At 28.3% G+C, this 24,528-nt stretch carries 30 protein-coding genes and 1 pseudogene; 15 read left to right on the forward strand and 16 right to left on the reverse strand.

Annotation, left to right across the window (positions count from 1 at the left end):
- Positions 1–1,068, forward strand: a pseudogene (locus ACTT9X_RS01985) (hypothetical protein); the annotation flags it as partial.
- Here the strand turns inward: ACTT9X_RS01985 and tyrS are convergent.
- A complete protein-coding gene (tyrS, locus tag ACTT9X_RS01990) occupies positions 1,065–2,294 on the reverse strand; it encodes a tyrosine--tRNA ligase (protein WP_440934029.1) in 1,230 nt (409 codons plus the stop codon). The pseudogene ACTT9X_RS01985 and the gene tyrS overlap by 4 nt on opposite strands.
- Positions 2,295–2,339: 45 nt before the next feature.
- On the opposite strand from tyrS, the gene ACTT9X_RS01995 reads away from it, so the two are divergent.
- Positions 2,340–3,482 (forward strand): anhydro-N-acetylmuramic acid kinase, encoded by a 1,143-nt coding sequence (locus ACTT9X_RS01995; RefSeq protein WP_440934030.1) that lies wholly within the window; start codon positions 2,340–2,342, stop codon positions 3,480–3,482.
- Here the strand turns inward: ACTT9X_RS01995 and ACTT9X_RS02000 are convergent.
- Positions 3,479–4,123, reverse strand: coding sequence for an alpha/beta hydrolase (locus tag ACTT9X_RS02000; RefSeq protein WP_440934639.1), 645 nt, complete (start codon positions 4,121–4,123; stop codon positions 3,479–3,481). The genes ACTT9X_RS01995 and ACTT9X_RS02000 overlap by 4 nt on opposite strands.
- Positions 4,124–4,271: 148 nt before the next feature.
- Here ACTT9X_RS02000 and ACTT9X_RS02005 point away from each other — a divergent pair, with 148 nt between their 5' ends.
- From ACTT9X_RS02005 to ACTT9X_RS02045, 9 genes are all read left to right on the forward strand, one after another.
- A complete protein-coding gene (locus tag ACTT9X_RS02005; protein WP_440934031.1) occupies positions 4,272–4,697 on the forward strand; it encodes an Rrf2 family transcriptional regulator in 426 nt (141 codons plus the stop codon).
- Between the two features lies 1 nt (position 4,698).
- Entirely contained in the window at positions 4,699–6,141 is a 1,443-nt protein-coding gene (sufB, locus tag ACTT9X_RS02010; RefSeq protein WP_440934032.1) for a Fe-S cluster assembly protein SufB, read from the forward strand.
- Entirely contained in the window at positions 6,141–6,875 is a 735-nt protein-coding gene (gene sufC, locus ACTT9X_RS02015; protein WP_440934033.1) for a Fe-S cluster assembly ATPase SufC, read from the forward strand. The genes sufB and sufC overlap by 1 nt, the downstream gene beginning before the upstream one ends.
- Positions 6,876–8,123: a SufB/SufD family protein gene (locus tag ACTT9X_RS02020; protein ID WP_440934034.1), complete on the forward strand. Its 1,248-nt coding sequence runs from the start codon at positions 6,876–6,878 to the stop codon at positions 8,121–8,123.
- Positions 8,120–9,337, forward strand: a complete 1,218-nt coding sequence (locus ACTT9X_RS02025) for an aminotransferase class V-fold PLP-dependent enzyme (protein WP_440934035.1) — start codon at positions 8,120–8,122, stop codon at positions 9,335–9,337. Before ACTT9X_RS02020 ends, ACTT9X_RS02025 begins: the two co-directional genes overlap by 4 nt.
- Positions 9,337–9,801 (forward strand): Fe-S cluster assembly sulfur transfer protein SufU, encoded by a 465-nt coding sequence (gene sufU / locus ACTT9X_RS02030; protein ID WP_440934036.1) that lies wholly within the window; start codon positions 9,337–9,339, stop codon positions 9,799–9,801. Before ACTT9X_RS02025 ends, sufU begins: the two co-directional genes overlap by 1 nt.
- 3 nt (positions 9,802–9,804) lie before the next feature.
- Positions 9,805–10,104, forward strand: coding sequence for an SUF system Fe-S cluster assembly protein (locus ACTT9X_RS02035; RefSeq protein ID WP_440934037.1), 300 nt, complete (start codon positions 9,805–9,807; stop codon positions 10,102–10,104).
- Positions 10,104–10,439, forward strand: coding sequence for a HesB/IscA family protein (locus tag ACTT9X_RS02040; protein ID WP_440934038.1), 336 nt, complete (start codon positions 10,104–10,106; stop codon positions 10,437–10,439). The genes ACTT9X_RS02035 and ACTT9X_RS02040 overlap by 1 nt, the downstream gene beginning before the upstream one ends.
- A gap of 66 nt (positions 10,440–10,505) precedes the next feature.
- Positions 10,506–10,676 (forward strand): hypothetical protein, encoded by a 171-nt coding sequence (locus ACTT9X_RS02045; protein ID WP_440927473.1) that lies wholly within the window; start codon positions 10,506–10,508, stop codon positions 10,674–10,676.
- An 8-nt stretch (positions 10,677–10,684) separates the two neighbouring features.
- Here the strand turns inward: ACTT9X_RS02045 and glnA are convergent, their stop codons facing one another.
- Positions 10,685–12,091 (reverse strand): type I glutamate--ammonia ligase, encoded by a 1,407-nt coding sequence (gene glnA, locus ACTT9X_RS02050; protein WP_440934039.1) that lies wholly within the window; start codon positions 12,089–12,091, stop codon positions 10,685–10,687.
- 138 nt (positions 12,092–12,229) lie between these two features.
- Here glnA and ACTT9X_RS02055 point away from each other — a divergent pair, with 138 nt between their 5' ends.
- Positions 12,230–12,712 carry a YbaK/EbsC family protein gene (locus ACTT9X_RS02055; protein WP_440934040.1) on the forward strand — a complete coding sequence of 161 codons (483 nt, stop codon included), beginning with the start codon at positions 12,230–12,232 and terminating at the stop codon, positions 12,710–12,712.
- A complete protein-coding gene (locus ACTT9X_RS02060; RefSeq protein WP_440934041.1) occupies positions 12,709–13,596 on the forward strand; it encodes a DMT family transporter in 888 nt (295 codons plus the stop codon). The genes ACTT9X_RS02055 and ACTT9X_RS02060 overlap by 4 nt, the downstream gene beginning before the upstream one ends.
- Here the strand turns inward: ACTT9X_RS02060 and ACTT9X_RS02065 are convergent.
- Genes ACTT9X_RS02065 through ACTT9X_RS02075 form a run of 3 tightly spaced genes read right to left on the reverse strand, consistent with a single transcriptional unit; the run spans position 13,589 to position 15,868 of the window.
- A complete protein-coding gene (locus ACTT9X_RS02065; RefSeq protein ID WP_440934042.1) occupies positions 13,589–14,494 on the reverse strand; it encodes a homocysteine S-methyltransferase family protein in 906 nt (301 codons plus the stop codon). The two genes, ACTT9X_RS02060 and ACTT9X_RS02065, sit on opposite strands and share 8 nt — an antisense overlap.
- Positions 14,494–15,084 (reverse strand): putative 2OG-Fe(II) oxygenase, encoded by a 591-nt coding sequence (locus ACTT9X_RS02070; RefSeq protein WP_440934043.1) that lies wholly within the window; start codon positions 15,082–15,084, stop codon positions 14,494–14,496. The genes ACTT9X_RS02065 and ACTT9X_RS02070 overlap by 1 nt, the downstream gene beginning before the upstream one ends.
- Positions 15,085–15,121: 37 nt before the next feature.
- Positions 15,122–15,868, reverse strand: a complete 747-nt coding sequence (locus ACTT9X_RS02075) for a sulfite exporter TauE/SafE family protein (RefSeq protein WP_440934044.1) — start codon at positions 15,866–15,868, stop codon at positions 15,122–15,124.
- 9 nt (positions 15,869–15,877) lie between these two features.
- On the opposite strand from ACTT9X_RS02075, the gene moaB reads away from it, so the two are divergent.
- Positions 15,878–16,378 (forward strand): molybdenum cofactor biosynthesis protein B, encoded by a 501-nt coding sequence (gene moaB, locus ACTT9X_RS02080; protein WP_440934045.1) that lies wholly within the window; start codon positions 15,878–15,880, stop codon positions 16,376–16,378.
- On the opposite strand, the gene ACTT9X_RS02085 is transcribed toward moaB, so the two are convergent.
- Genes ACTT9X_RS02085 through ACTT9X_RS02125 form a run of 9 tightly spaced genes read right to left on the reverse strand, consistent with a single transcriptional unit; the run spans position 16,379 to position 22,548 of the window.
- Positions 16,379–16,624 carry a DUF1244 domain-containing protein gene (locus tag ACTT9X_RS02085; protein WP_440934046.1) on the reverse strand — a complete coding sequence of 82 codons (246 nt, stop codon included), beginning with the start codon at positions 16,622–16,624 and terminating at the stop codon, positions 16,379–16,381. It abuts the gene before it with no gap.
- The gene (locus ACTT9X_RS02090) at positions 16,617–17,201 is read right to left on the reverse strand and encodes a sulfite oxidase heme-binding subunit YedZ (RefSeq protein WP_440934047.1); all 585 of its coding nucleotides are present in this window, start codon (positions 17,199–17,201) and stop codon (positions 16,617–16,619) included. The genes ACTT9X_RS02085 and ACTT9X_RS02090 overlap by 8 nt, the downstream gene beginning before the upstream one ends.
- The gene (gene msrP / locus ACTT9X_RS02095) at positions 17,201–18,106 is read right to left on the reverse strand and encodes a protein-methionine-sulfoxide reductase catalytic subunit MsrP (protein ID WP_440934048.1); all 906 of its coding nucleotides are present in this window, start codon (positions 18,104–18,106) and stop codon (positions 17,201–17,203) included. Before msrP ends, ACTT9X_RS02090 begins: the two co-directional genes overlap by 1 nt.
- Positions 18,093–18,545 carry a molybdopterin synthase catalytic subunit gene (locus ACTT9X_RS02100; RefSeq protein WP_440934049.1) on the reverse strand — a complete coding sequence of 151 codons (453 nt, stop codon included), beginning with the start codon at positions 18,543–18,545 and terminating at the stop codon, positions 18,093–18,095. The genes msrP and ACTT9X_RS02100 overlap by 14 nt, the downstream gene beginning before the upstream one ends.
- The gene (locus tag ACTT9X_RS02105; protein ID WP_440934050.1) at positions 18,545–18,814 is read right to left on the reverse strand and encodes a molybdopterin biosynthesis protein MoeD; all 270 of its coding nucleotides are present in this window, start codon (positions 18,812–18,814) and stop codon (positions 18,545–18,547) included. The genes ACTT9X_RS02100 and ACTT9X_RS02105 overlap by 1 nt, the downstream gene beginning before the upstream one ends.
- 7 nt (positions 18,815–18,821) lie before the next feature.
- Positions 18,822–19,367 (reverse strand): cyclic pyranopterin monophosphate synthase MoaC, encoded by a 546-nt coding sequence (gene moaC / locus ACTT9X_RS02110; protein ID WP_440934051.1) that lies wholly within the window; start codon positions 19,365–19,367, stop codon positions 18,822–18,824.
- A 1-nt stretch (position 19,368) separates the two neighbouring features.
- Positions 19,369–20,361, reverse strand: a complete 993-nt coding sequence (moaA, locus tag ACTT9X_RS02115) for a GTP 3',8-cyclase MoaA (protein WP_440934052.1) — start codon at positions 20,359–20,361, stop codon at positions 19,369–19,371.
- Between the two features lie 43 nt (positions 20,362–20,404).
- Positions 20,405–21,418 (reverse strand): inositol 2-dehydrogenase, encoded by a 1,014-nt coding sequence (gene iolG / locus ACTT9X_RS02120; protein WP_440934053.1) that lies wholly within the window; start codon positions 21,416–21,418, stop codon positions 20,405–20,407.
- Positions 21,400–22,548, reverse strand: a complete 1,149-nt coding sequence (locus tag ACTT9X_RS02125) for a Gfo/Idh/MocA family protein (RefSeq protein WP_440934054.1) — start codon at positions 22,546–22,548, stop codon at positions 21,400–21,402. Before ACTT9X_RS02125 ends, iolG begins: the two co-directional genes overlap by 19 nt.
- A gap of 28 nt (positions 22,549–22,576) precedes the next feature.
- Here ACTT9X_RS02125 and iolE point away from each other — a divergent pair, with 28 nt between their 5' ends.
- Complete coding sequence (gene iolE, locus ACTT9X_RS02130) at positions 22,577–23,479, forward strand: myo-inosose-2 dehydratase (RefSeq protein ID WP_440934055.1); 903 nt, start codon at positions 22,577–22,579, stop codon at positions 23,477–23,479.
- Positions 23,480–23,517: 38 nt separating this feature from the next.
- Here the strand turns inward: iolE and ACTT9X_RS02135 are convergent, their stop codons facing one another.
- On the reverse strand, positions 23,518–24,483 hold the full coding sequence (locus ACTT9X_RS02135; RefSeq protein ID WP_440934056.1) for a hydroxyacid dehydrogenase: 966 nt from the start codon (positions 24,481–24,483) through the stop codon (positions 23,518–23,520).
- Positions 24,484–24,528 lie beyond the last annotated feature (45 nt).

Consider the following 24,528-nt stretch of genomic DNA (forward strand, 5'->3'; position numbering starts at 1 on the left):
CTTCAAATTAATGGAGAAATAAAAAATGATAAAAATCTTAATATAAATAGTTTTATCATTAATGAAGAAAATAATAACATTAAAATTAAGAATTTATCTCTTAATGCTTCTAACCAAATAATAAAAATTGATCAAGCAAATTTTAATTATTTAGATACAGAAAATAAAAAAAATAATTACAATATAAAAAAAGTAGAAGGCCAAAATTATTTAATTGATGGTATCTCATTTAATGCAAATTCTTTAATTTCGAATTTACTAGATGCTAATGATAAAAAAAAAAACAATCTTTTTGAAAATAACTTAAGTATGGACCTAAATTTCAAGGAAGTTTATTTTGATGAAATACACTTTGTTAAAGATTTAAATGGAAAGATAAAAATTATTGATAATAAAGTAGAAGAAGCAGATATTTTGGCCCTTTATAATAATTCGCAAAATATTAAATTTACAATTAGAACAAATGATCGAGGTGAAAAAATTACGACCCTTTTCTCATCTAAGGCAAAACCATTAGTAGATAGATATAAATTTATTAAAGGTTTTAAAGATGATAGAGATGGATATTTGGACTTTTACTCTTTGAAAAAGGATGGAGTTTCAAATTCTAAATTAGTAATTGATAATTTTAAAGTTAAGGAAATTCCAGCGTTAGCAAAATTGTTAGCGCTTGCATCCCTTCAAGGAATAGCAGATTTACTCACAGGAGAGGGTATAAGATTTACAGATTTTGAAATGAATTTTACTAATCAAGATAAACTAATGAAAATTCAAGAATTATATGCAATTGGTCCAGCAATATCTATTTTATTGGAAGGATACATTGAGGAGGATAAATTAATTAGTTTAAGAGGAACATTGGTTCCAGCGACAACAATTAATAGATCTATTGCTTCAATACCTTTACTTGGAGATTTATTGATTGGAAAAAAAGTAGGTGATGGTGTTTTTGGAGTTAGTTTTAAAATTAAAGGTCCTCCTAAAGATTTAGAAACTACTGTAAATCCTATAAAAACTTTAACACCTAGGTTTATAACTAGAACTTTAGAGAAAATTAAAAAAAATTAATTTAATTCTATTTTAATATGCCTTTTTTTTCCAAGGGAAAGTTTAAGATAGTTATCTTTAAATAAATTTTTATTGATTTCGAATTTTTCATCTGAAATAACATTGTTATTAATTTTTACCGCATTCCCTTTTATAAGTCTTCTGATTTCGCTTTTCGATTTTTCTAGTTTAGATAATAAAACAAGGTCTACTATATTTATTTTTTTTTCTATTTTATTTGATTGAATATTAACTTTAGGTAAGTTCGAACCTAGAGTTTTTCCAAAGAAAGCTTCTTTTGCTGCTTGCTCAGAATTTTTAGCTGCCTCCTTTCCATGCAACATTTCTGTAGTTTTATTAGCAAGTAGTATTTTTAATTCATTTATATCTTTATCTTTTATTTTTTCTATTTCCTTAATTTCAATCTCAGTAAACATTTTTAAAAATTTAATTACATCTCTATCGTCTACGTTTCTCCAAAATTGCCAATAATCATAGGCTGATAAGTATTTTTCATCCAACCAAATAGCCCCACTTTCAGTTTTTCCCATTTTAGCACCAGTTGCTAAAGTAATTAAGGGTGTTGTTAAACCAAAGGTTTGATTATTAGAATATCTTTTAATAAGCTCAACACCATTAACAATGTTTCCCCATTGATCTGAACCTCCCATTTGCAACACACAATTTTCTGTCTTGTTTAATTTAAGAAAATCATATGCTTGTAAGATCATGTAATTAAACTCCATGTAGCTTAGCGACTGCTCTCTATCCAATCTAAGTTTTACACTATCAAATGTTAACATTCTATTTATCGTGAAATGTTTTCCTATATCTCTTAAAAAAGAAATATAATTTAAATCTTTAAGCCAAGTATGATTATTTACAAATATTGGTTTTGTATTTGGATCATTATTATCTAAAAATTTTTTTAAAATATTTTTTATATTTTTAATATTTTTCTCAATCTCTTCTTCGCTTAATATTTTTCTAGTTTTGTCTTTACCAGATGGATCCCCAATTCTTGTAGTTCCTCCACCAAGTAAAACTATTGGTCGATGTCCATTTTTTTGTAGTAGTCGCAAACACATTATTTGTAATAAGCTACCCACATGTAAGCTTTCAGCTGTACAATCAAAACCTATGTAACCTTTAATCTTTTCTTGATCTAATTGTTTAGATAATTCATCTTCACTTGTACACTGATAGAAAAAACCTCTATCTTTAAATTCTTTTAAAAATTTATTCATAAGTTTATAGTTACAATATACAAATTTTTTTTAAAAAGCATATCAATGAAAAAAAAATTATATACTGCAATTGGACTAATGAGTGGAACATCTATGGATGGTATTGATTTATCTATAATTAGCTCAGATGGATACGATGAATTTTCAAATATTTTAGATGATTATTATGAATATGATAAAAATCTTCAAGATCAGTTAATTCGATTAAGAGATTTAGTCTTAACAAAGAAAGATCTTTTACAAAATTCAGAAAAATTAAGAGAATTAGAGCGTAATTTAACTCTTTTTCACGCTTATGCAGTTAATCAATCATTAAAAAAATACAGAGAACCCATTGATTTGATAGGTTTTCATGGTCAAACAATTTTTCATAACCCAAAGGAGAAAATTACCAATCAATTAGGAGATGGAAAATTGTTATCTCAAATGGTCAAAAAAAAAGTCATATATGATTTTAGACAAGCAGATATTCAAAATAATGGACAAGGTGCACCTTTAACTCCAATTTTTCATCATATTTTATCAAAAAAAATTAATAGAAATTTTAATATTAAATTTCCAATAGGTTTCTTGAATATTGGTGGTATCGCAAATGTTACAAAAGTTATTAATGATTCAGATAATTTTCAAAATAATCTTTCTGCTTTTGATATAGGCCCTGGTAATTGTTTAATTGATGAATGGGTAAGAAATAATTCCAATAAAAAATTTGATAAAAATGGTGAATTATCTAAAGCAGGGAAAGTTGATCAATTAATTTTAAATCAAGCAATAGATAATTTTAAAATAAATTCTTACTCCCAGTCATTGGATATTAAAAACTTTGATGTATCTTTTGCAAGAGGTTTATCTTTAGAAGATGGTTGTGCCACTATAACAGACTTTACAGCATATTTAATTGCAGAAGGATTAAAATATGTTAGTCAAGAACAAAGTATTATATTTTTACTCTGCGGTGGTGGTAGTAAAAATAGTAATTTAATTAATCGTATAAAAAATTACATATCAAATGAAAATTATATCAATTTGGAAAGTATAGATAATTATAATTTAAACGGTGATTATATTGAGTCACAGGCATTTGGATTTCTAGCTATAAGGTCTTTTTTGAATTTACCAATTTCTTTTAACACAACAACTGGATGCAAAGAATTTACAGTGGGTGGAAAACTGGTAGAAAATTTTTAATATAGTGCTGTTTCTTTTTTTATATATTTATCAAGATGTTTAATTAAAGAGTCACTTGTTTTTGAAAAAAAGTGATTGGCCTCTGATATTGCATTAAATTCTACTTTAATACCTTTTTGTGCACTTAATCTTTTGTCAAGTTCAGTAATATACTCTACTGGTACCAATTCATCTTTTTTACCATAAGCAACTAAACCAGAAGTTGGACATGGAGATAAAAAAGAAAAATCATAAACATTTGGTTGAGGTGAAATTGCTATAAATCTATTTATTTCTGGTCTTCTCATTAATAATTGCATTGCAATCAAAGATCCAAATGAAAATCCAGATACCCAACATTGAGAATTATCAAAATTTTCTCTTTCCAACCAATCTAAAGCTGCTGCTGCATCAGCAAGTTCGCCTTGCCCATTATCAAATTCCCCATCACTTTTGCCAACACCCCTGAAATTTACTCTGCAAACAGAAAATTCGTTATCCATAAATGCATGAAACGTATCCACCACTACTTTATTATTCATAGTTCCTCCATATTGAGGATGGGGCTGTAATACTAATGCAATTGGAGAAGTATTTTTTTTACTTTTATAATATTTAGCCTCAAGTCTTCCTGCAGGACCAGGTATAAATATTTCTAAAATTTTGTTATCCATAAGCGATATTGATTATTATTCTCAAAAAAAAAGTACGTTTATCATATGTCAGCGACAATATGTTAGTTTTTTTTTATACTCTAAACTTGACCATTTTGGTCAAGTATGTATAAAAACCCAGATTTTAAGGGTAAAAATGAAACTTACATCAAAAGGTAGATATGCTGTGATGGCATTAGTGGATTTAGCTAGGTTTAATAACATCAACCCAGTATCACTAAGAGATATATCATTGAGACAAGGCATATCCTTAGATTATCTAGAACAAATTTTTTCTAAATTAAAAAAAAACGAAATTGTTAAAAGCATTAGAGGTACTCAAGGAGGATATGTTCTTAATAAAAACCCAAACGATATTAAATTAACAAATATCTTTCATGCAGTTGATGAGAAAGTAAAAACTGTTCAATGTAAAAAAGAATCTAAAAAAGGATGCAATGGCAAAGCTACAAAGTGCATTACTCATAATTTATGGGACGAATTAGAGATACACATAAATACATTCTTTGAAAATAAAAGTCTAAAAGATTTATTAAATAATAATAAAGAAACAAGAGTTTAGAATGGACAACAGACAAAAAGAAATAAATAATTTAAAAGACTATAAATATGGTTTTTCAACGGATATAGAAAATATTCAAGCTCCAAAAGGTTTGAATGAAGATGTTATTAAATTTATTTCAAATATAAAAAAAGAACCTGCATGGATGCTTGAATTCAGACTAAGAGCTTTTGAGAGATTTAAAGTATTAAAAGAACCAGATTGGCAGAAACCTAAATTTCCAAAAGTAGATTATCAAGATTTATATTATTACTCTGCTCCTAAAAGTATGAAAGATAAGCCAAAAAGTTTAGATGAACTGGATCCTAAACTTTTAGAAACTTATAAAAAACTTGGAATTCCTTTACAAGAGCAAGCGAGATTAAATGGAATAGCTGTTGATGCTGTATTTGATTCAGTTTCTGTAGCTACTACCTTTAAAGATGAATTAACTAAACAAGGAATAATATTTTGCCCTATATCAGAGGCAATTCAAAATCACCCTGAATTAGTCAAAAAATATTTAGGATCTGTAATTCCAACAAGTGATCATTTTTTTGCAACATTAAATTCAGCAGTTTTTACAGATGGTTCTTTTGTTTACATCCCAGAAGGTGTTAGATGTCCAATGGAACTATCAACTTATTTTAGAATTAATGCTTCAAATACAGGTCAATTTGAAAGAACTTTAATTATTGCAGACAAAGGAAGCTATGTTAGTTACCTAGAAGGATGTACGGCTCCAATGAGAGATGAAAATCAGTTACATGCCGCTAATGTTGAATTAATTGCACTTGATAATGCGGAAATAAAATATTCAACTGTACAAAATTGGTATCCAGGCGATAAGGATGGAAAAGGTGGAATTTATAATTTTGTAACAAAAAGAGGTTTGTGCAAAGGAAAAAATTCTAAAATTTCCTGGACACAAGTTGAAACAGGTTCCGCAATTACCTGGAAGTATCCTAGTTGTATTCTTAAAGGAGATAATTCTGTTGGCGAGTTCTATTCAATAGCTATTACTAACAATCATCAAAAAGCTGATACAGGCACCAAAATGATCCATCTGGGTAAAAATACTAAAAGTAAAATAATTTCGAAAGGAATATCAGCTGGTAGTTCAGATATGACTTATAGAGGTTTGGTTGATATTTCATCAAAAGCAAAAAATTCAACTAATTATACTCAGTGTGACTCTTTATTAATGGGTAACAAATGCGGAGCTCACACTGTGCCTTATATAAAAAATAAAAATTCTGAGTCCAATATTGCGCACGAGGCAACCACGTCCAAGATAAGTGAAGAACAGTTACATTATTGCCAACAAAGAGGTTTAAATCCAGAGGAAGCCGTCGGCTTAATTGTTAACGGTTTTTGTAAAGAAGTGTTGCAACAACTGCCAATGGAATTTGCTGTAGAAGCACAAAAACTTGTAGGTATCAGCTTGGAAGGAAGTGTAGGCTAATGCTCAAAATAAATAATTTAAATGCAACGATTGATAATAAGTCTATTTTAAATGGGCTAACCTTAGATATAAATCCTGGTGAGGTTCATGCAATTATGGGTCCTAATGGATCTGGAAAAAGTACTTTGTCCAACATTTTATCAGGAAAAAAAGGCTATGAAGTTTCAGGGGAGGTTCTTTTTGAAGAAAAAGATTTATTTGAACTCGAAACAGAGGAAAGAGCACATAAAGGTATATTTTTAGCTTTCCAATATCCTTTAGAAATTCCTGGCGTAAATACAAATATATTTTTAAAAACTTCTTTGAATGCTGTAAGAAAAGCGAGAGGTGAGAAAGAGTTGGATGCTATTGAATTTTTAAAATTAGTTAAAAAAAAATCTAAAGAATTAAAATTTGATGAAGAAAAACTAAACAGACAACTAAATGTTGGTTTTTCTGGAGGAGAAAAAAAGAAAAACGAAATTTTACAAATGTCGTTGTTAGCTCCAAAGCTATCAATCCTAGATGAGACTGACTCTGGTTTAGATATTGACGCTTTAAAGATTGTTGCAGATGGAGTTAATACGTTGAGAGATAAAAATAATTCATTTTTAATTATTACACACTACCAAAGATTACTTGATTACATAAAACCTGACTTTGTTCACGTTTTGATGAACGGAAAAATTGTAAAATCTGGTGGCCCAGATTTAGCTTTAGAATTAGAAAAAAAAGGATATGAAAATTTTAATTAAATGAAAGAACAATTACAAAAAGATTTTGATAATAGTATAAAAAATTTAAGTTTATCTCAAAAAGATATTGAAATAAAAAAATTTTGTTTAGACAATTTTATAAACAAAGGTTTTCCAAATAGAAAAGAGGAAGATTGGAAATTTTCAGATTTGAACCAAATAATAAAAAATAATATTGGAGAACTTAGTTTTTATAACGACCAAACTTCCACTAATAAAGTTGATACATCTGTATTTGTAGATGGATTAGAGCATAACAAAATAGTTTTTATAAATGGTAGAATTGAAAAAATTGATTTTGAATATGAAAAAAAAGATCAAATAGAAATAATTGATCAATCAGAAACTATTAATGAATTTAACAATAGTAATTCATTATCTGACTTGAACAATGCTTTTACTAATAAATGTTTTAAAATATTAGTAAAAAAAGGTTATCAGCTAGTAAAACCTCTAATTATCTACCATACAACAAATTCAAAAATTTGGTCTAAAAACATTAATTTACGACTTAATTTTGAACTAGATAAAGATAGCTCATTAAGATTAATTGATTTGTTTAATGATACATCTGAGAAGAATTTTTTAAATATATTTTATAACTTTGAGTTAAAGGAAAATGCTGTTTTAAAAAATTATAAAGTAGATAAATTTGAAAATAAAAATATCAAGTATTCTTTTAATAATCTTGATCAAGATAAGAACAGTATTTCTGAAACATTTATTTTATCCTCTGGATCAAATTTTTTCAAAAGTGAGATAAATTGTAATTTAAATGGAGTTTACGCATCAGCTTTTGTAAATGGTATTTTTTCATTAAATAATGATAAACATCACGAAATCAGATCAATAATAAATCATTTAACTGAAAATACAAAAAGCTATCAATTAATTAAAAGTGTTTTAGATGAAAGTTCTAAAGCAGTATATCAAGGAAAAATTTTTGTAAATTCGGATGCTCAGAAAACTGATGGTTATCAATTGAGTAAAGCAATATTGTTAAATAAAGAATCAGAATTCAATGCAAAGCCAGAACTAGAAATTTATGCTGATGACGTTAAATGTTCGCATGGTTCAGCTTCAGGAAGTTTAAATGAAGATTCTATATTTTATTTAATGTCTAGAGGTTTAAGTTATCAGCAATCAAGAGAACTGTTAATCAATGGTTTTCTGCTTGATGTTGTCGAAAAAATTACTGACTCAGAAATAAAAAACTTAATAAAAAATATGATTGGAATTAAAGAATGAGTATTGATCAGATAAAAAAAGAATTTCCAATTTTTGATGAAAAAATTCAAAATAATGATCTAGTTTATCTAGATAGTGCGAATTCATCTCAAAAACCTAAGATAGTTGTGGATAGAATTAATGAATTTTATACCAAACAATTTTCAAATGTTGGTAGAAGTGTTCATTATCTCGCAGTTGCTGCTACTAATTTGTATGAAAATACAAGAACATCTGTTCAAAAATATATTAACGCTAAAGATAAAAATGAAATTGTCTTTACAAAAGGTGCTACTGAAGCATTAAATTTAGTTGCTAATACATTGGGTCAAAGCTACTTACAGGAAGGTGACGAAGTATTAATTACAGAACTAGAACATCATTCAAATTATGTACCATGGCATTTCTTGAGGAAATCCAAAAATATAAAAATTAATTTTGCTGAAATAAATGAAGAAGGTGAAATCACTCTTGAGGAAATAGAAAAAAAAATAACTCCAAAAACAAAATTAATTTCTATTACTCATCTGTCGAATGTAACAGGTGCAATTTTACCAGTAAAAGAAATTACCCAGCTTGCACATTCAAAAGGAATAATTGTTGTAGTTGATGGATGTCAGGGGGCGCCACATTTAAAATTAGATATGCAAGATTTAGATTGTGATTTCTATGCAATTTCATGTCACAAAATGTATGGACCTACAGGTTTAGGAGTTCTTTATGGTAAGAAAAAATGGTTAGAACAATTACCTCCATACCAAGGTGGTGGAGGAATGATAAATGAAGTTAAAAAAGATAGGATTTCTTATGGTGAATTGCCAAACAAATACGAGGCAGGAACTATGGCCACAGCACAAGTAATTGCTTTCGACCAATCAATAAAATTTTTAGAAAGCATTGGCATAGAAAATGTTATGAAACACGAAGCAGACCTAGTTGAATATGGACAAGAGCTATTACAAAAAAATAACTCAGTTAAACTTATTGGGAATCCAAAAAATAAAGGAGGGGTTTTATCATTCACTATAGAAGGAGTTCATCCTCATGATATTGCAACTATCTTGGATGAGGACGGGGTTGCGATAAGAGCAGGACATCATTGTTGTCAAATTTTACATGACAAACTAAATATTCCAGCAAGCGCTAGAGCATCAGTTGGTATTTATAATACAAAAGAAGATTTAGATCAGCTAAATGAGTCGATAAACAATTGTAAAAAAATATTTAATTTATAATGAATTTAAAAGAACTTTATCAAGAAATTATACTAGAACACGGTAAGAACCCTAGAAATCTTAGAAAGACAGAAGGTTTTAATAAAGACGCTAAAGGGAACAATCCTCTATGTGGTGATAATGTTCATGTTTATTTAAAATTAAATGGACAAAAAATTGTAGAAGATGCATCTTTCGAAGGGAGTGGTTGTGCCATTTCAATGGCTTCAGCTTCTATAATGACTGATTTGATCAAAGGAAAAAATGAACATGAGGCTAAGGAAATAGTTGAGGATTTTTTAGGCATGATTAAAGAAAATCCTGAATTAAATTCTGAGTATTTGAGTGAAGATGAAAAAACTAAACTGATGTGTTTATCTGGAGTTAAACAATATCCAATGAGAGTTAAATGTGCAACCTTATCTTGGCACACAATGGTTTCTGCTTTTGATGAAAAAACTGACGAGGTAAAAACAGAAAATTAAATTATGTCTAAAAAAGATCAGATAATTGAAGAAATAAGAAAAATTTATGATCCAGAGTTACCTGTAAATATCTACGAATTGGGTTTGATTTATGATATTAAAGTAAAGGATGAGAAGTTTGCAATTATTAAAATGACTTTGACAACACCAAATTGTCCAGTTGCAGAAAGTTTACCAAAAGAGGTAAAAGAGGGCGCAATGCAGGTAGAGGGTATCGAGGATGTTGATCTTGAGCTAGTTTGGGATCCACCATGGAATAAAGAGATGATGTCGGAAGCAGCTAAATTGGAATTGAATTTGTAATGAACCCTATAATTAAATTAAGTAATAACGCAGCATCAAGAATAAAAGAGATAATGGCAAATGCTGAAAATGATTCTATTGGTGTTAGAGTATCAGTAAAATCTGGTGGTTGCGCAGGGATGTCATATGTAATGGAATATACAAAAGAGTTAAATCCTAATGATGAAGTTATTGAAGATAAGGGTGTAAAAGTATTCGTTGATTCAGCTGCTATTATGTATCTGCTAGGAACTGAAATGGATTATAAAAAAGAGGAATTATCCTCGTCATTTGTATTTAATAATCCAAATGAAACTGAGCGATGTGGCTGTGGAGAATCCTTTAAAACATCATAGGTTGTATTATCCTAACATTTGCATATCTGAATTGCATTTTATGCATATCTAATGTATAGATTCGTTATGAATAAATTTGAGTTTAAAAATCTAGTTAAGAACCTAAAAGATTCTTTAAAAGAAAAAGCTTTCTTTAAGGATTTACGAAAAGAAGTTGAAACTGGTGCTAACGGTACCCAAGATTACGTCGTAAAAAAAGGTATTAACAAGAATACAATTGCAACAACAAAACAGTAACTAAGTTTTTAGCAGCTGTAATACATCTCAAACTCAACAGGATGAGGTGCATGTTCAAATTTATGAATTTCCTCGAACTTTAAAGCAATATAAGCATCAATTTGATCATCAGTAAAGACATCACCTTGAGTTAGAAATTCTCTGTCTTTATCTAAACTTTCCATTGCTTCCCTTAATGATCCGCATACAGTTGGAATAGATTTAACTTCCTCTGGTGGTAATTCATATAAATCTTTGTCAAATGATTCACCTGGATGGATTTTATTTTTAATACCATCAATTCCAGCCATTAACATTGCTGCAAAAGTTAAATAAGGGTTACCTGATGCATCAGGAAATCTAATTTCACATCTTGCTCCTTTTTTACTTAAGGTAATAGGAATTCTACATGATGCAGATCTATTTCTAGCTGAGTAAGCTAGTAATACTGGAGCCTCAAAACCAGGAATTAATCTTTTATAGCTATTTGTCGTAGCATTTGAAAATGCATTGATTGCTTTAGCATGTTTTAAAATTCCACCAATATAATGCAAAGCTGTTTCCGACAAACCTGAATAAGCATCACCAGAAAATACTGGTGTATCACCTTTCCATATTGATTGATGAGTATGCATTCCAGAACCATTATCACCCGCAACTGGTTTAGGCATAAACGTTGCTGTTTTTCCAAATGAATGAGTTACCATTTGAACAACATATTTGTATAACTGAACATTATCAGCTTGATCAACTAAAGTTCCAAAATACATTCCCAACTCATGTTGACTTGGTGCAACTTCATGGTGATGCTTTTCAACTTTAATACCTACTTCTTTTAAGTTTTTTAAATATTCACTTCTCATATCCTGTTCGCTATCAACAGGCGGTACAGGGAAGTATCCTCCTTTTACACCAGGTCTATGACCCATGTTTCCATTTTCATATTCTTTCCCAGAATTATATGGACCTTCTTTACTGTCTAGGGCAAAGCCGCACTCATTCATATCATTTTTAATTCGTACATCATCAAATACAAAAAATTCAGGCTCTGGACCAAAAAATGCTTTATCTCCAATTCCAGAGGATTTTAAATATTCCTCTGCTTTTTTTGCTATACCTCTAGGATCTCTCTCATATGGTGTTTTTTTTATCGCATCAAGAATATCACAAAACAAAACTACTGTATTATGAGACGTAAAAGGATCCATAAACATTCTTGAAGTATCAGGCTTTAAAATCATGTCAGATTCATTAATTGCTTTCCAACCTGCAATAGAAGAACCGTCAAAAAATACTCCTTCATTTAACATTCCCTCATCAACTACCGTTGAGTCCATAGTTAAATGCTGAAGTTTACCTCTTGGGTCTGTAAATCTTAAATCTACAAATTCTGCATCCTTTTCTTTGATATATTTTAAAACTTTAGCTGCACTCATTTTGTCTCCTATGTAATTTTGTTTGGCCTAATTACCAAAAAAATAATGGAAAATATTGCTTATTTAATAAATAACACCTATGCAATTTTCACATAAGTAGTGTAATTAGTCACTGAATTTTTTAAAGATATTAAAACAATGAATTCAATACTATTTAAAGAGCCGGTTAAAAGAGCAGAAAAAGCAATTAAAGAATTTAATCCTAATCTGAGAGTTATAGTTTTAGAGCAAACAGCAAGGACAGCACAAGATGCTGCTACAGCTTTAGGTTGTAAAGTTGGAGCAATTGTAAAAAGCTTACTTTTCAAAGCAGGAGAAGAATTTATTCTTTGTTTAGTTTCAGGAGACAAAAGATGTTCTTTGAATAAGTTAAAAAAAATCTTAAATGAAAAAGACGTTTCTATGGCTAATCCTGAAGATGTTAAAAAAATTACAGGTTATACAATCGGGGGCGTTTCTCCAACAGGTCATTTGATAAAAATAAAAATATTTATTGATGAAAATTTAAAAAATTTTGACTCTATATTTGCAGCAGCTGGGCATCCAAATGCAGTTTTTAAAATAGATTTTGAAAGTTTAAAATCATTAACATCAGGTATAACACAAGAGATAACTCAATGAGAAAACCTAAATTAATTGATTATTTGTTGTTGACTTTATTATCTCTTATATGGGCCTCAGCTTTTTTTAATATTAAAATTGCCACATATTCTTTTGGACCTATTACCATAGGTTTCTTAAGATCTTTTTTAGGTGCTATGCCTGTTTTAATATTATGCTTTTATAAAAATATTAAAATCGAAGCATTTTCAAAAGATTGGAAGTGGTTTGCAATTATAGGATTAATTAATTTAGCTATACCTTTCATGCTAATATCATATGGAGTAAATTATGTACAAAGTAACTTAGCAGCTATTTTAATGTCCACAACACCTTTGAGCTCAACAGTTTTAGCTCACTTTTTTTTAAAGGGAGAAAAATTTAATTTATTAAAAACAATAGGTTTATTGATAGGTTTTTCAGGAATAGTATTCTTATTTTCAGATAATTTTTTAATTAATAAAAATAACTTTATAGCTGCACTTTTAATTTTGCTTGGATCCACTTGTTATGTAATTGGGGGAGTAATAACCTTAAAAATCAGTAATAAGGAAAATGAAAATGTTACAGTTTCTATTTTAATTTGGTCAACAATTATACTTTTTCCGTTTACCTTAATTTTTGAAAAACCTTGGATGTTAAATCCTTCAACAGACTCAATTATATCTGTAATATATTTAGGAATTTTTCCAACTGGAATAGCATGGTTATTAAGATTTAGAATTTTAAAAACAAATGGATTAATTTTTCATTCACAAGTTTCATACATTATTCCAATATTTGGAATTATTTTAGGTTATATATTTTTAAATGAGATAATTACTTCAAAAATTATTGTTGCCCTAATTGCAGTATTTATTGGAATATATTTAGCAAGAAAAGCAGATTATAAAAATGTTACTTAAGGTTTGCGATTGCTTTTATGTGTGAAGGACTTGTTTCACAACATCCTCCAAGAATAGTTGCCCCAGTTTCTTTAAATTTTTGAACAATTTCTTGAATTTTAATGGGTGTTAAATCTTGTCTTTTTCCTAAAATTTCATTTGGATTAGATTTTTTACCTTTAAAAACAGATGTATAACTTTCCTTTAGTTTAGTAGTAACAAAGCCATTCAATTTAAAACCAAAAGGTATGTTTAAACTTCTTAATTCCTCTAAATTTTTCTCAAAATTTTCAGGAGAAACACATGACAACATCACTCCAAGATTATTTTCGTCAATTATATTTTTTATATCTTTGATTTTTTCCCCACTTGGTAGAGTTGTTCCTTCAGATATATGTAATCCAACTAAATAAGGTTTTTTAAATTCTTTCACTGCATCAATCCCACATTTAACCTCTTTAATACTACTCCAAACATCAAAGTAAAAAAAATCAACATAAGGATTTAACGTCTTTGCTTGACTATGAAAGTTTTCAATAATTTCAATTTCATCTCTATTATCTGCTTCATATGTTAAATTTTGAGGGGGTATACCACCAGCAATATAAGTATTAGGAAATTTTAGTTTTGCAGCTTGGGCAATTTCACCAGCTTTTTGATTTAAATACTCAAATTTATCTAAAAGGTTATTCTCTTTTAAACGTTTTTGCCGTGTTGCAAAAGTTGTAGTGACAATAACTTCTGCCCCTGCTTTTATGAAATCAATATGGGTATCTAAAACAAGTTGATGATAATTTGCATCCAATATAGCATTAGCACTCCATAGTGTTGAATTTGGCTTCATCCCTCTTGCAAGTAATTCTTGACCCATTCCTCCATCTAATATTCTTATTTTTTTAAAAAAATCTTTGTTAATCATTATTTTTTAAAAATGATTTTAGCATTAAAAGAAAAAGATCTTCTTTCAGAATTTATATTAAAAGGATATGCAGTATGCATTAAGTAGTTTGGAAAAATTATTAAGTCTCGTTCTTTAGGTACAATATTGAAAATGCTTCTGCTTAAAAAACCTCTTTGTCCATTTATAAAATCAATTGTGCCATTTGTCTGATCTTTTTTATTTTTTAAAAGTTTATTTTTAGTCATATCTTTTGGAATTTTTAAATATCCTACACCAGATAAATCTCCATCATGATAATGAATAGGATTATATTCATCTTTAAATTGGCTAACTACCCATAAATTTAATATTTTTATATCTTTAACTTTTTTAATTTTTTCATTTTTAAGAAAATCTTTGATATTTTTTTTTATTTCTCCTTCTAAATTTTTTTTTATAAAATTATTTGAAATTTTAACTTCTTTTTTTATTTGACTAGCCAGTTTGGAGCTATAATCGTTTTTTTTTGTTAAATCTTTATTGTCAATTTCTTTATTTAAGATATCTAAAAATTTCTTAGAAATTTTTGTTTTTCCTATAGATGGACCAAAAGGCTTAATATTTTTCACAATTCTCTAAATATCTTAAAAGCAAATTTATTCAACATTAAGCTACAACTTTAATTCCTATTCTTATTGCGACAAAAATTACAAGAAAAGAGGTTAGTAGAGCTAATATTTTGTTTGGTAGAAATTTAATGTTTAATACGCTACCAATTTGTCCTCCAATAAGCACCGATAAAAACAATGGCCAATAAATGATAACCTGATCTAAAATCTGATCTTTTGTTAGCTGTCCTGCTATTCCAAAGATAGAATTGATTAATATAAATAAAGATGCACTACTGGTAATATGTCTAGGGTATCCAGCTTTCATTAAAAAAAGAAGAGGGCTTAAAAAAATTCCTCCACCAATTCCTACTATACCCGACATAAAGCCAATTATCGATCCAATAGAAATTGATATTAATTTTGGTATTTGGTTAATTTTAATTTTTTCTTTATTAAAAGATTTACTCTGAATTAGTAAAAAAATACCTGCAACTAACAAAACACAAAATAATAAAATCTCAAATAAATTTTTTTCTATTTTTATTGATCCTCCAACAAATGCAAAAGGAACAGAACCAATTAAATAAGGAAAAAGTAAATCAAAGTTTATATTTTTAGATCTTATAAAATTGATAGAATTACCAGATACAACAATAATATTACATACAAGAGCTATAATGGGAAATATTGTATAAGGTACACCCCAAATTAAAAGTATTGCAAGATATGTTGAGCCTCCACCAAAACCAACACTTGAGTATATTAATGCCGTTACAAAGAAAAAAATTGATAATATAATCATTTATAAATTATGGATGTAAATATAGCTTTATTAACTGTAACAGATACAAGAACTTTTGATAATGATAAATCAGGTACAATCTTGGTTGAAAAAATTAAAGAGGCTAATCATAAATTGATCGATAGAAAAATTTGTAAAGATAATAAAGAGGATATTGTTAAAATTTTAAAAGAATGGACAAATCAAAAAGATATAGATGTCATAATCACTACTGGAGGAACAGGTCTAACTGGTAGAGATATTACTCCAGAAGCAATAAATGAAATTGCAGATAAACATATACCTGGATTTGGAGAGGTTTTTAGAACAATAAGTCTAAAAACAGTTGGAACTTCTTCTATACAGTCTAGAGCGTGTGCTGCATTATCAAATGGCAAATATATATTTGCATTACCTGGTTCATCAGGAGGTGTGACTGATGCATGGGACGGAATTTTAAAACATCAATTGGATGTCAATCACAAACCTTGTAATTTTGTTGAATTGTTCCCTAGATTAAAAGAAAAATAATTATTTTTGATATTTCTCTTTCCATTCAGAATAAGGCATTCCATATACATGCTCCCTTGCATCAGGATCTGATATTTTCACACCTTTTTTTTCTGCTTCTTCTCTATACCATCTAGATAAACAGTTTCTACAAAAACCAGCTAAATTCATGAGGTCAATATTCTGTACATCTTTTCTTCCATCTAAATGTTTAATAAGTCTGTCAAGAGTAGCTGATTGAATATCTTTTTTGAGGCTTTCATCCATAATTAACATTTCTTTTTTTTATTTTTATTCTAAACGCCAATAACACTATTATTATTATAAAGTATATTAAAGGCTTAAAAAAAATTGTTTTTGATAACCATATATAATGAAGAGATCCAAAAATGGCTATTATATAAACTAATCTATGTAATTTTTTCCAGTTATTTTTAAGCAACTTTACCATTTTTTTTGATGATGTAATCACCAGAGGAATTAATAACAGCCAAGCAGTAAAACCAATGAATATATATTTTTTTTTAACAACATCATCTAATATTGGTTGCCAATCAAATCTATAATCTAATCCAACATAAGTTAACAAATGAAGTGTTGCATAAAAAAAAACAAATAATCCCAATGTTCTTCTGAAACTTACCCATGCAGATAAATTTGTAAGTCTTTTAAGTGGGGTCATAGAAAGTGTAAGGCAAAGAAAAATTAATGTCCACTCACCTGTAAAATGTGTGATTTCTTTAACTGGTTCAGGACCTAACTTGTTTAAAAAAATTTTATATAAGATAATTAAAAAAGGGATTACGCTTAAAATAACTACACTAAGTTTAAAATATTTTTGCATTAAAAATATTTTTTAAGATCCATACCAGTGTATAAACTCGCAACCTCATCTCCATAACCATTAAACATTAAAGTTTTTACTCTAGGTTTCCAGACTCCCTCTCCTATTATTCTTTCAGTTGCTTGTGACCATCTTGGATGATTAACATTAGGATTTACGTTAGAGTAAAATCCATATTCTCTTGGTGAAGCCCACATCCATGAAGAAGTAGGCATTTTTTCAACAAATTTTATTTTAACAATTGCTTTTGCACTTTTAAAACCATACTTCCACGGAATAAAAATTCTTAACGGTGCCCCATTTTGATTTGGAAGTTTTTTACCGTACAAGCCAGTCACAACAGTTGTTAGAGGATGCATTGCCTCATCAATTCTTAAACCTTCATTGTATGGCCAGTTTAAAACCGGGTATCTTTGACCTTTCATTTGCGCAGGATCATATACACTTTCAAATTCAACAAATTTTGCTTTATTAGTTGGATTAACTTTTGACAGTAATTTGCTTAAAGAAAAACCCATCCAAGGAATTACCATTGACCAACCTTCTACACACCTTAATCTGTAAATTCTTTCCTCGGATATAAACGTTTCAGAAATTTCTTGCATCGATAGTTTAATTGGTTTTTCAACTTCACCTTCAATACTAATATCCCATGGTGTAGTCTTAAATATTTGCGAGTTTCGATAAGGATCACTTTTTGATGTGCCAAACTCATAATAATTATTATATGTAGTTATATCTTTATAGCTTGTTAGTTTATCTCTATCATTTGCTAGAGATTTACTTGCAAATGGAATAGATGATATCGCAATAGAACTAGCACCTAATCCAATAGATTTAATAAAAGATCTTCTGTTTTTATAAATTTTTTCTGGTGTGATATCTGAGTATTTAATTTTTTTCATGAACTATAGGATTTCCTTTTAACCAATCGCTTTGATTATTTGTGTAGTGTTCTTTTTTCCATATAGGAGATCTTTTTTTAATTTCTTCTATAATATATCTAGATAATACATATGCTTGATCTCTGTGTTTACATGCAACAGCAATTATAATACTTATCTCTCCAAGATTTAAATAACCTTTAACATGTTCTATAAAAACAGCTTTTTCCTGAATATTAAGTTTTTTATCGGCTTCTTTATATATTTCTTCAAAACTTTTTATCACAAGCTCATCATGACTATCGTACGTAATACCAATTACACTTTTGTTATTATTAAGATTTCTTACAGTACCGGTAAAAAATATTGATGCCCCAAATTCAACAGATGATATAAATTTTTCAGCATCATTTATTGAAAGTTTTTTATTTTTACTATCAACAATTTTTATATGAAGCATTAACCCCCTCCTATAGGAGGTATGATACCAATTTTTTCGTTATTTGTTATTTTATAATTGTCGCTAACAATATTATTTTTCTCTGAACAAAAAGCAGAAGAATTGACAATTTTTTTATATTTTTCATTTCCATTAAATTTTTCCTCTAAATATTGAATTATTTTTTTTCGAATATCCTTTATGGTTGATTTTTGCTCTAAATCTAGTTCTAACAAATGTTGTTCACTAAAATCTCTTGCAGCTCCAAACAACTCAATTCTAACTTTCATTATATTTTTAAAATAAATCTTTTAAAAAGTTTGGTAGACCATCAGGGTTTTTCCATAATCCATTTTTGCCACCTTCTTTTATTAATAATTTTATATTATCTATCTTTAGGTGTGGATTAATTATTTTACTCAAATCATAAATTGTGATTAGAGCAGCATTAACACCCATGATTGCTTCCATTTCAACTCCAGTTTTTGCATACGTTGAGACTACACAAAATACTTCTAGAGATTTATCATCTTCATTCATGATAATTTTTGTAGCAGTATGGTCAATTTTTAAAGGATGACAAAGTGGAATTAATTCACTTGTTTTTTTAACACCTAAAACCGCAGAGACCTCTGCTGAGGTTATTGGATCACCTTTTGGCATTTTTTTATTTTTTATTAGTTCAAAAACATCACCACCGACATAAATTTTTCCAGAAGCTAAAGCTCTTCTAAAAGTTTCTTTTTTTTCTGAAACATCTATCATTTTAAAAGAATTTTTTTTAAAAATTTCTTTTGCCCAATCTTTTAAATCTTTATCGCTTACAATTTTTAAGTTTTTCACATTATCCACCAGTAGTTGATAAATTTTTAGTCAAACCCGTTTCTCCTAGTTCCAAATGATGAGACTCTTTTTTGTAATTAAGTTGTTTTAATATTAGATCTTTAAGTTGATCTATTTGATTATCTTTTTGCATTAAATGTCTAATGTTTATTCCTGTATTTCCAAACAAACATAATCTTAAATCCCCTTTGGCGGTTATTCTTAATCTGTTACAACTTTTACAAAAATCTTTAGAGTAGGGAGCTATTACACCAAATTTACCTATATATTCAGGATTTATATAATTTTTTGCGGGGCCTGAGTCTTTTCCAAAGGTTTGTATCACCCAATTGTTTTTAATTAAATATTTAACAAATTTATTTGCTGATACATGATATTTTTTAAAATAATCAATATTATCTCCTGTTTGCATTAGTTCTATATATCTAAAATCAATTTTATTTTTCTTAATAAAATTACTCCAATCTTTAAAATCCTTTTCAGTATCATTAACTCCTTTGAGAAGCACTGCGTTAATTTTTATATTTTTAAAGTTTAATTTTTGCAACTTTTCAATCCCACTGAGAATCTCTTGCAATCTATTATGACCTGTTATTTGTTCAAAAATTTTAGGATTTAGACTATCTATACTAATATTAATTCCATCTAGGCCACTTTCATTTATTTGTTCTGCTATTTTATCTAATCGATAGCCATTAGTTGTTATAACTGTTTTTTTTATACCTGAATTTTTTTTTATAATTTTAACAATATCTAAAAAATCTTTTCTAACTGTAGGTTCTCCACCAGTTAATCTTATCTTAGAAACACCAAGTTCTGACAAAGCTTTTGCAAGCCTTCCGATTTCTTCTATGTTTATAAAAGTTCTATTATCACTTTTGTCAATCTTATAACCATTTGGTAAACAGTAGCCACATTTAAAGTTGCATACGTCAGAGATTGACAATCTAATGTATGGAAATTTTCTCCCAAAACTATCTTTAAGAATATTCATAAATATAAGTCATTATATTATACTCTAATATTAACAATAAGAATTAAAACTTAATTTTTATTTGTTTTTTTAATTTTAATGAACTTGAGGCGGCATTAGCTATAATTAAAGCTCTTCTTCCATCTTCAAAACTTGATATTGGTGATTTTTTTGTTCTTGAATAAAGAGCTAATTCGTCAAGTTGAAGTCTGTAGGCATCAACATATCTATCTATAAAAAAATTTAAAAGTGGTTTTCTCTGTGATGTATTATTTTTTGTAAAGATTTCTGTTTCATTTTCACTTTTATTTCCAGATATTAACATTCCTTTTGATCCAAATAATTCAACTCTTTGATCATATCCAAAACTACAGTGTCTTGAATTTGTAATTATACACTGTACACCTTTTTTTGATTTTAAAAGACATGAGGCTAATTCATAATCTTTAATTTTATCAAATTTTTTATCTGAAATGTTACTAGCTGTAGTAAAAATATTTTCTATCTCATCTTTTTCTAAGTAAAATCTAAGTAAATCAAAATCATGAATCATCATGTCTTTAAATATACCTCCCGATACTTTTAAATAATTTAATGAGGGTGGCGCAGGATCTCTGCTAGTAATAATTATTTTTTCAAGTTTTCCAATCTTTCCTCGACTTAGTTCTTGTTTAATTGAATTATGTCCGGGATCATATCTTCTATTAAAACCTAATTGAATTTTAGGTTTGTACTTTTTAATTTCTCTTAAACATTTATTAACTTTATCAATATTTAAATCTAAAGGTTTTTCGCAAAAGACTATTTTTTTGAATTTTACAGCCTCTTTTAAAAATTTTATATGAGTAGAGGTACTAGATGTAATAAATATTAAATCTATATTTTTGTCTCTAAAAGCCTTACCAGTATTATTAATATTAATTGTATCAAATTTTTTTGAAAATTTTTTGGCTAACTTTTTATTGATATCAAAAGTATATTTTAAATAAAAACTTTTATGGTTAGTTAAGTTTTCAGCATGCATTTGACCTATTCTACCTAGACCAAATAATGCTACGTTTATTTGATTTTTACCCATTTTTTACTTTTTGATGAAACCTTACATGCACTAATAAATTTTGCTGTCTCTAAACCCTCATCTTCATTTGGATAAAAGTATCTTTTTTTAGTTTTGTTTTTCAAGGAGTCTGCAAACTCTTTATAAATATTTGCAAACGCATCAAGGTAACCCTCTGGATGACCAAATTTTATTCTAGAGAATTGCTTTGAAAATTCTGAATTATGAAATCCTCTTTCTAATAATTTTACAGCACCTTTTTCAGGATTTAATTTAAGATAATTTGGATCATTTTGAACCCATTCTAAACTACCTTTAGAACCAAATACTCTAATTCTTAAACCATAAACACCACCTTTGGCCATTACACTTGTCCAAAACATTCCTTTTGCGCCATTGTTAAAATTGATCATAACCTGTGCATTATCATCCATTTTAATTTTTTTTGATATTTGTTTTATATCTGCAAAAACTGTTTGCCCTTTCAAACCTGAAATATAAGAGGCTAGATGGTACGCATGAGTTCCAATTTCATTTAAAACAGCAGATGTTCCAACTATTTTATTATCAATTTTCCATTTAAGTTTTCTTTTTGCATTTTTTGAATTAATTTTTGTTCCACCGGACCAATCTTGAATATATTCAACATTAATATATTCAACTTTACCAATTTTACCCTTTTCAACTAATTTTTTTGCTTCTCTCACCATTGGATAAGCAGAATAATTATGAGTTAGCGCATATTTTATTTTTTTATTTTTTTTAATTGATTTGAAAAGTTTTTTTGCTTGATCTAAATTTCCTGCAAAAGGTTTATCAGAAATTATATTTATGTTTTTTGAAATAAATTTTTCAGCAATAATTTGATGACTTGATGGTGGTGTCATTATAGCAACTACATTAATTCCATCTTTTCTCTTAGCTTCTTTCTTAGCCATATCTTTATAATTTGAGTAACATCTATCAGATGAAATCCCTATACTCTTTCCAAACTTAGTAGAAATTTTTACATTTCTTGAAAAAACTCCTGCTACTATTTCATATTGATTATCAAATCTAGATGAGATTCTATGTACATGACCAATCCATGATCCAGGACCACCCCCAACAATTCCTAAACTTAATTTTTTAGTTTTATTTGATTTAAACATTGAATATATCTTAGCAAAAAAAATATTTATGTCAGTAAAATTAGGAATAGCACCAATAGCATGGAGTAATGATGACATGCCAGAACTAGGGGGTGATACACCTTTGGAACAATGTTTGTTAGAAGCAAGTCAGGCAGGATTTATAGGTATAGAGTCGGGTGGAAAATTTCCAAACAAGTCAGAGGAATTAATTCCAAAATTAAATGAGTTTAACTTAAACCTTTGTTCTGGTTGGTATGGTGCAAATTTAAGAAAAAATACAGTGGAAGAGGAAAAAAAAGTTATACAAGATCAATTGAAATTATTTAAAGATTGTAACGCACCTTGCATTGTTTTTGCAGAAGTTGCTGGATCAATTCAAGGAGATCCAGACAAAAAACTTTCGACTAGACCAAAAATGGATGAAGAAGAGTCTAAAAATTACTATAAAAAAATTTCTGAAATGGGTAAATATTTACAAGATCAAGGCATGCCACTTGCTTACCATCATCACATGGGAACAGTTATAGAAACTGAGGAAGATACTATAAAATTGCTAGAGAATACTGATGATAGTGTAAAGCTTACTTTAGACACTGGTCATATGCTCTTTGCTCAAGGTAACTCTCTTGAAATATTAAAAAATTTTAGTGATAGGGTTATTCATATGCATTGCAAAGATATTAGAAAAAATGTTTTAGATAAATCATTAAAAGAAGATTTAAGCTTTAGAGGTGCATTTTTAGAGGGTGCTTTTACGGTACCTGGAGATGGCTGTATTGATTACAAACCTTTATTTGATGTGTTAAAAGAAAAAAATTATTCAGGTTGGCTGGTTGTTGAAGCAGAGCAAGACCCAGCAAAAGCAAATCCTTTTGAATATGCAAAGATTGGTTATAAGTATTTAACCGAGACCTTAAATAAAAGTAATATTCAGATCTTTAAAAATTAAAATCTGTTTATTAAAGTATGTTTGTTACTCTGTAGTGTTTATAATTTTACAATTTTAGACTTTTCTAATTTTTCTTCAAAAAAATCAATAATGTTTTGAATTGTTTCTTTTCCCATTCTTGTCATACACTCATCAGTAAAAGCTGCAGTATGTGGACTTAAGTAAACTTTTTCATTTTTAAGAAGAGGATTATTGTCATCAGGTGGTTCTTTTTTAAAAACATCAATACCAGCCCCAAAAATTAAATTTTCATTGAGCGCTTTATCGAGATCTTCTTCATGAATAATTCCACCTCTTGCTGCATTAATAATAATGCAAGTTTTCTTCATTGTTTTTAGTAAATCATAATTAATTAAATTTTCTGTTTTGTCCGTTAAAGGCATATGGAGTGAAATAACATCCATAGTTTTTACTGCTTCAGCTAGATCTTCTATTTTTTTTCCTCCTAATTCTTCAATTTTATCTTTGTCTACAAATGGGTCATAAACAAAGACATTCATTTCAAAGCCCAGACATCTTTTGATTAAAGCTTTTCCTATTCTTCCAAAACCCATTATCAAAAAATTTTTTTTCCAAACTTCTATTGTTTTTGGTAATTTATTTCTGTCTTTAAAATTTCCATCCCTTACTGTCTTGTCAAATAAGCCTTTTCTTTTTGCAATATTTAACAAAACGAACATTACATGTTCTGCAACTGTAACAGCATTAGCATTAGCTGTTATTGCTATTTTTATATCTTTTTCTTTAGCTTTTTTTAAATCGATATTGTCGTAACCAACACCATGCCTTGAAATAATTTTTAAATTTTTTGCTTCTTCAAAGGTTTCACCAGGAAGCTTTGCAATTCTTATTGATGCACCATCGCAATCTTTTAATTTTGATTTTAAATTTTCTATTGAAGTATCATCAGTTACTTCAACATCAAAATTGGGATGGTTATTTATTAATTCCATACCTTTTTCATGGACTTTTTGAATAATTAATATCTTTTTTTTATTGCTCATAATTATATATCAATTTTTTAGAGAGCATTTTTAATACGAGAATTA

It is taken from the genome of Candidatus Pelagibacter sp. (genome assembly GCF_052049855.1).
In the GTDB taxonomy this organism is placed as follows: Bacteria; Pseudomonadota; Alphaproteobacteria; order Pelagibacterales; family Pelagibacteraceae; genus Pelagibacter.